The 10,054-nt window shown below is 60.3% G+C and carries 10 protein-coding genes; 5 read left to right on the plus strand and 5 right to left on the minus strand.

Annotated elements, in window-relative coordinates; translation table 11 throughout:
• The 4 genes from F1542_RS03160 to F1542_RS03175 form a co-directional block, all read left to right on the plus strand.
• On the plus strand, positions 1-1,933 hold a 1,933-nt coding region (locus F1542_RS03160), incomplete at its 5' end, for a pyrroloquinoline quinone-dependent dehydrogenase (RefSeq protein ID WP_193731773.1).
• 210 nt (positions 1,934-2,143) lie between these two features.
• Complete coding sequence (locus F1542_RS03165) at positions 2,144-2,791, plus strand: DNA-3-methyladenine glycosylase I (RefSeq protein ID WP_193731774.1); 648 nt, start codon at positions 2,144-2,146, stop codon at positions 2,789-2,791.
• Between the two features lie 66 nt (positions 2,792-2,857).
• A complete protein-coding gene (ggt, locus tag F1542_RS03170) occupies positions 2,858-4,684 on the plus strand; it encodes a gamma-glutamyltransferase (protein WP_227672433.1) in 1,827 nt (608 codons plus the stop codon).
• A gap of 292 nt (positions 4,685-4,976) precedes the next feature.
• Positions 4,977-6,347: an NAD-dependent succinate-semialdehyde dehydrogenase gene (locus F1542_RS03175; RefSeq protein ID WP_193731776.1), complete on the plus strand. Its 1,371-nt coding sequence runs from the start codon at positions 4,977-4,979 to the stop codon at positions 6,345-6,347.
• A 103-nt stretch (positions 6,348-6,450) separates the two neighbouring features.
• Here the strand turns inward: F1542_RS03175 and F1542_RS03180 are convergent, their stop codons facing one another.
• A complete protein-coding gene (locus tag F1542_RS03180; protein WP_193731777.1) occupies positions 6,451-7,515 on the minus strand; it encodes a hypothetical protein in 1,065 nt (354 codons plus the stop codon).
• A gap of 622 nt (positions 7,516-8,137) precedes the next feature.
• On the opposite strand from F1542_RS03180, the gene F1542_RS03185 reads away from it, so the two are divergent.
• Positions 8,138-8,602 (plus strand): hypothetical protein, encoded by a 465-nt coding sequence (locus tag F1542_RS03185; protein ID WP_193731778.1) that lies wholly within the window; start codon positions 8,138-8,140, stop codon positions 8,600-8,602.
• On the opposite strand, the gene F1542_RS03190 is transcribed toward F1542_RS03185, so the two are convergent.
• From F1542_RS03190 to F1542_RS03205, 4 genes are all read right to left on the minus strand, one after another.
• Positions 8,571-8,744: a hypothetical protein gene (locus F1542_RS03190; RefSeq protein ID WP_193731779.1), complete on the minus strand. Its 174-nt coding sequence runs from the start codon at positions 8,742-8,744 to the stop codon at positions 8,571-8,573. The two genes, F1542_RS03185 and F1542_RS03190, sit on opposite strands and share 32 nt — an antisense overlap.
• Positions 8,745-8,840: 96 nt before the next feature.
• Positions 8,841-9,245 (minus strand): hypothetical protein, encoded by a 405-nt coding sequence (locus F1542_RS03195; RefSeq protein ID WP_227672435.1) that lies wholly within the window; start codon positions 9,243-9,245, stop codon positions 8,841-8,843.
• 110 nt (positions 9,246-9,355) lie between these two features.
• Positions 9,356-9,541 (minus strand): hypothetical protein, encoded by a 186-nt coding sequence (locus F1542_RS03200; RefSeq protein ID WP_193731781.1) that lies wholly within the window; start codon positions 9,539-9,541, stop codon positions 9,356-9,358.
• Positions 9,542-9,725: 184 nt separating this feature from the next.
• A partial coding sequence (locus tag F1542_RS03205; protein ID WP_227672436.1) for a hypothetical protein occupies positions 9,726-10,054 on the minus strand: 329 nt, incomplete at its 5' end.

The raw sequence follows: 10,054 nt of genomic DNA on the forward strand, positions 1-10,054 counted from the left end.
GGTCACGGCCAACCCCGCCCATGATGACTGGCCCGGCTATGGGCGTGATGACAAGGCGACCCGCTTCTCGCCGCTGGACCAGATCACGCCATCCAATGTCAGTCACCTCAAGCGTGCGTTCATCTACCATACCGGCAGCAAGCCCGCGCCGGGGCAGGTGAACAAGTGGGCGGCCGAGACCACGCCCATCAAGGTGGGTGACGGGCTGTACATGTGTTCGGCCATGAACGACATGATGCGCATCGACCCCGCCACGGGCAAGGAACTCTGGCACTTCCACGCCAATGAAAAATACGACAGCATTCCATACACGGCGGCGTGCAAGGCGGTGGTGTACTACACGTCCTCCACCGTGCCGGAAGGCGAGCACTGCCACCACCGTATCCTTGAAGCCACGCTGGATGAACGCCTGATCGAGGTGGACAGCGAGGACGGCAAGGTGTGCGAGGGCTTCGGCTGGCACGGCATGGTCAACCTGATGAAGGGGATGGGTGAGTCCGTGCCCGGCTTCGTGGCCGAAACCGCGCCGCCGCCGATCGTCAATGGCGCGATCATCACCAACCAGGAAATCCTGGATGGCCAGCGCCGCTGGGCGCCGTCGGGCGTGATCCGCGGGTATGATGCCGAAACCGGGCGCTTCCTGTGGGCATGGGATGTCAACCGCCCGCATGAACATGGCGAACCGAAGGAAGGCGAGCATTACAGCCGTGGCACCCCCAATTCATGGGCCGCGATGATTGGCGACAACGCGCTGGGGCTGGTTTACGTGCCGACCGGCAACTCGGCCGCCGATTACTACAGCGCCATGCGGTCACCTGAGGAAAACAAGGTGTCCTCCGCCGTTGTGGCAATCGACGTGAAAACGGGTGAGCCGCGCTGGGTGTTCCAGACCGTGCACAAGGACGTGTGGGATTACGACATCGGTTCCCAGCCCACGCTGATGGATTTCACCAAGCCTGATGGCAGCAGCGTGCCCGCGCTGATCATGCCGACCAAGCGTGGCCAGACCTTCGTGCTGGACCGCCGCACGGGTGAACCGGTGCTGCCGGTGGAAGAACGGCCCGCCCCATCCCCGGGCATGGTGCCGGGTGACACGCGCGCGCCCACGCAGCCGTGGTCGGTCGGCATGCCGCGGCTGGGCTTTGCCCCGCTCAAGGAAGCCGACATGTGGGGCATGTCCCCCATCGACCAGCTGTACTGCCGCCTGAAATACCGCCGCGCGCATTATGTGGGTGAGTTCACGCCGCCCAGCATTGACAAGCCGTGGCTGGAATATCCCGGCTATAACGGCGGGTCTGACTGGGGCAGTGTTGCCTATGATGAAAAGACCGGCATCCTGATCGCCAACTGGAACAACACGCCCATGTATGACCAGCTGGTCAGCCGCAAGAAGGCGGACAAGCTGGGCCTGATGCCGGTGGATGACCCCAACTACAAGCCCGGCGGCGGCGGTGCCGAGGGCGCGGGCGCCATGGCGGAAACGCCGTACGGCATCGTGGTCTCCCCCTTCTGGGATGAATATACGGGCATGATGTGCAACCGTCCGCCCTATGGCATGATCACCGCCATCGACATGCACACGCAGAAGGTACTGTGGCAGCACCCGCTGGGCAGTGCGCGCGCCAACGGCCCGTTCGGCCTGCCCACGCACCTGCCGCTGACCATCGGCACGCCCAACAATGGCGGCCCGGTCATTACCGCCGGTGGCCTGATCTTTGTCGCGGCGACGACGGACAACATGATCCATGCCTTCGACATCCATACGGGTAAGGAAGTGTGGAACGATGTCCTGCCCGGTGGCGGACAGGCAACGCCCATGACGTATGAATACAAGGGCAAGCAGTACGTCGCCATCATGGCCGGTGGCCACCACTTCATGATGACGCCGGTGACGGATGACCTGGTGGTTTACGCCCTTGATAACGTGAACTGACCACGTCCGTCATATCCTGACCGACCCGACCGGGGCCGCATCCTTGCGGCCCCGGTTTTTTTATGGGCTGTCTGAAACGTCCAATCATGAGAAAGTTTTTGGTGAAGCCTTTTTCAGAAAAAGGGGGCACCCGGAAACTTTTATTGTTTTTTATCCCCGAATTGTTTTTTCAGGCAGCGGCTTATGCGCACCCGACAACGGAGTACCACCATGCAACCCATGCCCGATCCATGCAGGCGCGACGGGCCGCCTGATCCGGCCGCCATGTCACCGGATCCCGACCGCCCGCGCTGCCGCTGGGCGCAGGCCGATGCGATGATGATGGCGTATCACGACGCGGAATGGGGCCAGCCGGTACATGACAGCCGACAGTTATGGGAAATGCTGGTGCTGGAAAGTTTTCAGGCCGGGCTGTCATGGCGCACGATCCTGAAACGGCGCGCGGGGTTCCGCCGGGCCTTTGCCGGGTTTGATCCCGACCGCGTGGCCCGTTTCGGGGATGCGGACATCACGCGCCTGCTGGCCGATCCCGGCATCATCCGCGCACGGGCTAAGATTGTCGCCACCATTGGCAATGCCCGCGCCTATATCGCCATGCGTGAACGGGGGGAGGACCTTGCCACCTTCGCATGGGGCATGGTGGGGCACGCGCCGGTGCATAATCCCGGGCCGGTGCAGGCGTCATCCCCCCTGTCGCACGCCATGTCCACCGCGCTGCGGGCACGCGGCTTCCGCTTTGTCGGCCCGGTCACGGCCTATGCCTGGATGCAGGCGGCGGGGATGATCCATGACCATGAACCCGGCTGTTTCCGGCATGCGGGGGCAGGGGTTTTGTTGTCAAACAAAAATGAAGTATAGGCGGTAGCAGCCGGTCGGGGCATGCCTTCCCGACTGCCCACACGGATGCTGAAGGGTCGTATGAACATGCCTGCACACACAAACACCGACATGCCGGGTTTTCGTTCCCGCCCACCCATGCGCGGCAGTTGCGCGCGGGGCGCTGGCGTGACGCGGCCATCCGTCATGTTTTCGGCGCTGCTGCTTGCCTGCACGCCCCTGTTGCCGGGGCAGGGGCATGCGGCATCTGTGACGCAGGCGAAGCAGGCCGGGGCACCATTCAATCCCCTGCGTGGGGACCGGGGCTATGGCTGGACGGGGCAGACGCGGTCCGAAGTGCTGGGCACGCACGGCATGGTGGCGACCAGCCAGCCACTGGCGGCGGATGTCGGGCTGGATATCCTCAAACGCGGGGGCAATGCCTTTGACGCCGCGATTGCAACCGCCGCCGCCATCAACGTGGTCGAACCGGAATCCGCCGGGATCGGGGGCGACCTGTTCATGATCGCATGGGTGGCAAAGGAACACCGGCTTGTCGCGCTGGATTCCGCCGGGCGGGCACCATCCGGCGCCACGCCGGGGCGTTTTAGCGCCCGGGGGCTGAAGACGGTTCCGTACACGGGCATTGATTCGGCCGTCGTGCCCGGCACCGTGGCCGGGTGGGACGCCATCCGCGCCCGTTATGGCACCATGTCGTTCAAGGATACGCTGGAACCTGCCGCCCGACTGGCGGAAGATGGCTTTGGCGTGACCGAACGCGTGGAAGCCGAGTGGGAGGAATATGCCAGCCTGCTGGCCAAGGACCACGACACGGCCGCCACCTATCTGCCCCATGGCAGGCCGCCGGGCCTGTATGGCGTGTTCCGCAATCCCGATCTGGCCAGGGCATTCCGCCTGCTGGAAAACGGCGGTGCGGATGCTTTCTACAAGGGGCCGATCGCGGATGCCATCGTAAAGAAATCGCAGGCGCTGGGCGGGACAATCACGCCCGCGGATTTTGGCACGGTCAGGCCGCAATGGGTCAGGCCGCTGACCACGTCCTATCGCGGTTACGACATTTATGAAATGCCACCCAGCACGCAGGGCGTCGCCGTGCTGGAGGCCCTGAATATCGTTGAACAGTGCGGGCCGAAACTGGGCATCAACCCGCGTGGGGAGGGGCCACGTTCCCCACTGTTCTGGCACCTGCTGATCGAGGCGAAGAAAGTCGCCTATGCCGACCTGCGGCAGTATGTGGGCGACCCGGACTTCGTTGCCGTGCCGACTGCGAAACTGACCGGCAAGGCATATGCACGCTCGCAGTGCCACCGCATCGACCCGCGCCATGCCGCCGCCATTACGGCGGATCGCGACCCGGTGGGGGGCACCGTGTACCTGACCACGGCTGACCGCGAGGGAAATGTCGTCTCGCTGATATTCAGCGTGTATGACGAATTCGGTTCGGGCATAACCGTGCCCGGCTACGGCTTTTTGCTGAACAACCGTGGCGCGCAGTTCAGCCTTGATGAAAAAAGCCCCAACGTCATCGCGCCGGGCAAGCGGCCATTCTATACCATCATTCCCGGCTTCGTGCTGAAGGGGGGCAGGCCGTTCCTAAGCCTTGGCGTGATGTATGGCGACCAGCAGGCACAGGGACAGTTGCAGGTACTGGAAAACATGCTCGACCTTGGGGCCAACCCGCAGGCCGCATCCGACGCGGCACGGTTTTCCCATTCACAGCAGAACAATCATGTCGTGCTGGAATCCGAACTGTATCAGGCCGTTGGCCCCGCGCTGCAGGCCATGGGGCATGATGTCAGCACGGGCAACGGGCTGGGTATGGGCGGTTACCAGGCAATCATGATCGACCCGCATTCGGGCGTGTATCGCGGCGCATCCGACCACCGCAAGGATGGCGCGGCCGTCGGTTATTAGGCGGCCCCGCGCGCCCCGCCGCGTCCTGTCCCCTGCGTGCCGGCAGGGGAGCATGGCGCGGCCACAGCCCCGACCACAACGCATAACACCCTGTCAGTAAAGGAAGTTTCACGCGATCTTGAGCGCGAATCCCTTTGTCATGCGCTGATGACTATATATACCCGTATATAGACAAACCCAGCCGACAGCCCACCATCCCGATACACCGTCACGTGCCTGCGGGCCGATCCGGCCCTGCACGCAGGGATGGCAGGTATTGCGCTGACAAAATAAACGGGAGGCCACTGTTACCATGCTGTACCAGACCATCAATCCGTACACGGAAGAAACGCTCAAGACATTCGACCTGCATTCGGATACCCAGCTTGCCGGTATCATTACCAAGGCGGATACCACCTATAAAAAGAACTGGCGCAATAAAACCTATGCCCAGCGCGCGGCCATACTGCACAGGGCCGCTGAAATCATGCGGCATAACCGTGATGCATTTGCGACACCGATTACCGTGGAAATGGGCAAGCTGTTCCGCGAGGCGCAGGCTGAAGTGGACCTGAGCGCCGATATCCTTGATTACTATGCCGATAATGCCGAAAAGTTCCTCGCCCCCGTTGACCTGAAGGTCGATGATGGCAAGGCCACGATCCTGAGCCAGCCCATTGGCATCGTCTTCTGCATCGAACCGTGGAATTTTCCCTATTACCAGCTGGCCCGCGTGGCCGGTCCCAACCTTATGGCCGGTAACGTGCTGATCGTTAAGCATGCGCCCGGCGTGCCGCAATGCGCGGTCATGTTTGAAGAACTGTTTGCCGATGCGGGTGCGCCCGAAGGCACGTATTCAAACGTGTTCATTACCAACGAACAGTCGGCAACCGTCGTGGCCGACCCGCGCGTGCGTGGTGTGGCGCTGACCGGCAGTGAACGCGCCGGCAAGGCCGTGGCGGCGGAAGCGGGCAGCGCGCTGAAGAAGAACACCATGGAACTGGGTGGCAGCGACGCCTTTATCGTGCTGGATGATGCCGATCTGGATGTTGCGGTCAAATGGGCGGTCTGGGGCCGGATGAACAATACCGGGCAGTGCTGCGTCGCGGCCAAGCGGTTTATCGTGCATGAAAAGATTGCCGATGCCTTTACCGCGCGGTTCAAGGCAGCCCTTGAAAACCTGGTGCCGGGCGACCCGATGGATGAAAAGACCACGCTTGGCCCGCTATGCAGCGAAAGCGCGCTGAAACTGGTGCTTGGCCAGATCGAAGCGGCGGTGGCCCACGGCGCGCGTGTGGTGACTGGCGGCGGGCGCATTGATCGCACCGGCTATTTCCTGCAGGCGACCATCCTTGACAACATCGACCGCGACAACCCGGCGTTCCATCAGGAATTCTTCGCTCCCGTGGCCATGATCTTCCGCGTGCCGGATGAACAGGCGGCCATCGACCTGGCCAATGACTCTCCCTACGGGCTGGGCGGGTCCGTCATCACTACCGATATCGCACGGGGCCAGCGCGTGGCGGCCCGGATCGAAACCGGCATGGTTTTCATCAACCGCTCGACATGGACCGCGCCTGGCCTGCCGTTTGGCGGCGTGAAGAATTCGGGCTATGGCCGCGAACTGTCCTCGCTGGGCATTGAAGAATTCATCAACAAGAAACTGGTGCATATACCGGCATAAACAGGCCGGTAGACCGACCGTATGTGGCCCCCTGCGTGTGTTATCGCAGGGGGGCGCATGCCGCACACTGAAAGACCGTTTGAAAACAAACCCCTGACAGCGTTCACCCGTTTACGGGTATGGTCAGCACGGCGCCCGGGTTCTTGGTGGTTTTTGAAAGCTCCATCAGGATCTGCAGCATTGTGAACCCCAGCTTGCTGGGGAAATCGGTATCCGAGATATAGTAGAATTTATTATTGTACTTTATCGATACAAAAGAAAGGCGCGGGCGTTCATTACTGACATGGACAAAAACCGTCGGCTTTGTATTGCGTCCAATCAGAATGATCTTGGGCAGGGTGCGCCCTGAATCAATATCCTCCTGCGGGACGTCAATCTGGTAGGCAATCTGCCCCAGAACACCAAGCATTGTGCGGGTAAGCAGCCTGATCTGGCCATGCTGCGGCCGTCCGGCCCCGTATATGACTTCCACACGTTCATCTTTCGGGCCCATTTCAAAAAAACGCCGTGTTGACTTCACCACGTCGGCCAGAAGGGGATCCGTAGTCGATGAGACCGTCAGGAATACCCGGTCAAAAGCCGGGGTTTTCCCCGGTATTTCCTCACTATGTTCAAGTTGTATGCCCAAAAGGCCCGCAATCTGCAACCGGCGCAGATCATAGATGAGTTCGAAAAATTCAGGCGACCCACGCCCGACATCGCCACCAATGGCGCCCGCATTATTGATAAGGTTGACCGACTGGACCGACAGGCGGAACAGGATATCTATGGGCAGTCCCCCCATGGCCAGCGGAAGCAGGCTGCCCGGCGGAAGCGGGCGCAGGAAACTCTGCGCATAGGCATCACCGGTAACGGGCTGGAATGTAAAGGTCGGGCTTTCCTGTATCTGTGCCCCGATGGCGCCCGCGGGCCGGATCGGGTTGGAATCCGAGCCGACGCCTATGGAAATATTGCGCTGCAGCTGATAGCCCGAAATCAGCTGCGTCGTATCCAGAAAGCCCGGCGTATCGGCATAACGCAGACGGACGACGTTAAGCAGTGTCTGTTGTTTGGAAGAGCCAATCAACGCCTGGGAATAATCAAGTTGATCACGGTCCAGTCTTTGGGAGCCAACGCCATGACATCCACTCAACAAGAAAATGAGCGGCACGACCGTAAATTTTTTCATAACAATAGGACTCTGCATTTCTTAATATGACGTATTATCTTGTATTTTGACTATGTTTCGATGACGGTCGGGCACTGGCTTCATAAACTGACCTGATTACACCGTGTCATGATAACACGCGATTTTCTTAAACTGTAACGACACCGGTTTTTATCGGGCAATGGCGACAATCACAACCATCGCCATTTCGTTCAGTTTTTTCAACAAGATAGTCCAGTCCCCCGGCGCGATGCCCTGATTGCCGGAATGTGCGACATTATTAAAATAACGTAAGTTATACTGAATCCATATGCAGCCATGGCAAACGGTCATGAACCCATGCCCCATGTGTCATCGGTTTTCGGGACGATGCCGCCCCACACCGGGCGTGAATGCATCGCAAGCCCGGCGCATGCAAAATGTGTCAGGTCAGGAAAACATGGATGGACGGTCCGGGTCGCGCTGCCTGTTTCCAGCCACCCGCGCGATGCGTGAAGGCAATTTTCATGGGATATGTGTTATTATATAATAATGTGTTAAGCGACCGGAACGGCCCCATCACTTCCTGTGACAGGGGAAAGAGACTAGAGTATTAAACAGGATCGCAAGGTTTACCTGAATTGCCCGTAAGGTGTCCCGTACTATGAGTAAAAGCTTTTTTGCCCTTGTTCCGGCGCTCCTGCTGGCTGGACATGCGTATGCGACAGACGTGAAGCTGCCCGATGGCACCCCGGCCAGCGTGACTGTCCAGACACCCTGCACAAGTGAAAGCTACAGGGAATATGCAACCTGCATTTCCGCCATTCTCAGCCTGCCCTCCAACCGTGGGGGCGATATTGATATCAGGGCGATCGAGACCTTGCTGCCCAAAGACATTCAGAAGGCAGCGATCATAAGCGGCATCACGGCAGCGCCGGTTGTGCCGATGACCGTGTCGTTAAAGCATTATGATGACAAGAATATCATCTGGCCATCAACGGATACCCCACTTGATCATATTATAATTCCCAATAACGGCACCTATCAGGTTGTGCTGACAACGGCCGATGGTGGAAAAACGTGGGGCATGCGGATCGTTATTGAACAGCCGGGATCGGTCGATCAATAAAAGACGGATGATTTGCTGAAAGTCGAGCCTTTAATAATTCATTCATGGTCCACAGGTCGTCCTGCGCATCATGCAAAAATGTGCCGTTGACCATGATCGCGCCCGAAACCGGGTGGTCGGGCAGCCTGTCCTGTTCAGGCATGCTGTAAAAAAAAGCCCGCCACACCGGGGTAACAGACCCCATGGCGGGCGGGCAGGCTGGCGGCACACATGTTACCGCCCTTTCTTTACTTGCTTGTTATTCGCCAGCCATCGGTTGCCCGGTGGTGGCATCCGTGCGGGCCATCTGCTGCTGCTGCCAGCCCGCACGGGCGTTGATGGCGCGGTGGCGGATGGCCGAAGGCAGAAGGTCACGCAGGATATTCATTGCCGCGCGTTCCGACAGGCCGGTCTGGCTGGAAAAGCGCTGCAGTTCCGCCGGCCTGAACAGGGCATGGATGGTGCTTTCATCCGCAACCGACGTGTTGTCACGTTCCTGCCATGTGCGGATCAACGGCAGCATGCCCTGTTCCTGTGCGCGGTGTTCCAGCATGCTTGGCTCATCCGGGGCGGGCAGGGGACCAAGGATGTCGTTCAGTACCGACAGTGCCCCCGAACGATCGCCCCGTGCGCCGGTCAGGAAATCACCGATGGCAGTGGTCATGTCGGAAATGTTTCCGGTAAGGTTTCGTGCGATTTTCATGTCAGCCTCCGAACGTCGGCGGGGCGGCCGGGCCTGTGCCACGGCATGCCCCCGGAGTTTGCGGGACGGCGTCATTTACCCTGCACGGTGTCCCGGCATGCAGGTGAAAGATCGGCAACCCGGCGTTGCATGCAGGCTTCGACCAGTTTTGTATCCGGTATGTCCAGCGGGCATAGCCGCAGGGCATCGACCTTGCACGCCGCAACCTGCTGCGGTGTGCCGGGATCGGCGGAATATGCATTCGCCGGTAGTGCCATTCCCAACCCTGTCACGATCGGGAGGGCGCAGAAAACGGATTGCCGCATTGTCTGTCCTCCTGTCTGTTTTCCAATGGGGTGGTATGGGGCAAACGTGGTCCGGTGGCATGGGTTTGCCGTCCCCATGACTGCCAGGGACACATTGACGTGACCCTCGGGACCATGAAACATCTGCCCCGTACCGTTACATGTGCTGCGGGCCCGTGGCCGCCGGTGCCCGGGGGCCTGCCGCCTGCGCGGATGCGCCGGGGCCGGCTGGCTGGCTGGCTGCCGTATTTGTGGCGGGGGTACCTGATTGCGCCTGTTGTTCATTTGCGCATGAAATGCAGAAATCTTCCCCGATCCTGCCATGGGCGCAGGCGGTCAGTGGCAACGCAAGCCCCAGCATGAGGGGCAGCAGGCGTCTGGCGGTCCTGATGCGGGGCAGGCGGGTCATGGGCACGGCTGGCACGTTATCCTCCATCTGTTCTGGGGGGAAAACGGCGCAGCCGCGCGGGGGTTGCATCCTACCAC

The sequence above is a fragment of the Komagataeibacter sp. FXV3 genome, from assembly GCF_015155755.1.
In the GTDB taxonomy this organism is placed as follows: Bacteria; Pseudomonadota; Alphaproteobacteria; order Acetobacterales; family Acetobacteraceae; genus Komagataeibacter.

What these genes read in the sequence shown, in the direction of transcription:
- F1542_RS03200 (WP_193731781.1), bottom strand. Translation starts at nt 9,541, where the DNA reads ATGGCACTACCGGCGAATGCATATTCCGCCGATCCCGGCACACCGCAG.
- F1542_RS03195 (WP_227672435.1), bottom strand. Translation starts at nt 9,245, where the DNA reads ATGACCACTGCCATCGGTGATTTCCTGACCGGCGCACGGGGCGATCGT.
- F1542_RS03180 (WP_193731777.1), bottom strand. Translation starts at nt 7,515, where the DNA reads ATGAAAAAATTTACGGTCGTGCCGCTCATTTTCTTGTTGAGTGGATGT.
- F1542_RS03185 (WP_193731778.1), top strand. Translation starts at nt 8,138, where the DNA reads ATGAGTAAAAGCTTTTTTGCCCTTGTTCCGGCGCTCCTGCTGGCTGGA.
- F1542_RS03175 (WP_193731776.1), top strand. Translation starts at nt 4,977, where the DNA reads ATGCTGTACCAGACCATCAATCCGTACACGGAAGAAACGCTCAAGACA.
- F1542_RS03190 (WP_193731779.1), bottom strand. Translation starts at nt 8,744, where the DNA reads ATGCCTGAACAGGACAGGCTGCCCGACCACCCGGTTTCGGGCGCGATC.
- ggt (WP_227672433.1), top strand. Translation starts at nt 2,858, where the DNA reads ATGCCTGCACACACAAACACCGACATGCCGGGTTTTCGTTCCCGCCCA.
- F1542_RS03165 (WP_193731774.1), top strand. Translation starts at nt 2,144, where the DNA reads ATGCAACCCATGCCCGATCCATGCAGGCGCGACGGGCCGCCTGATCCG.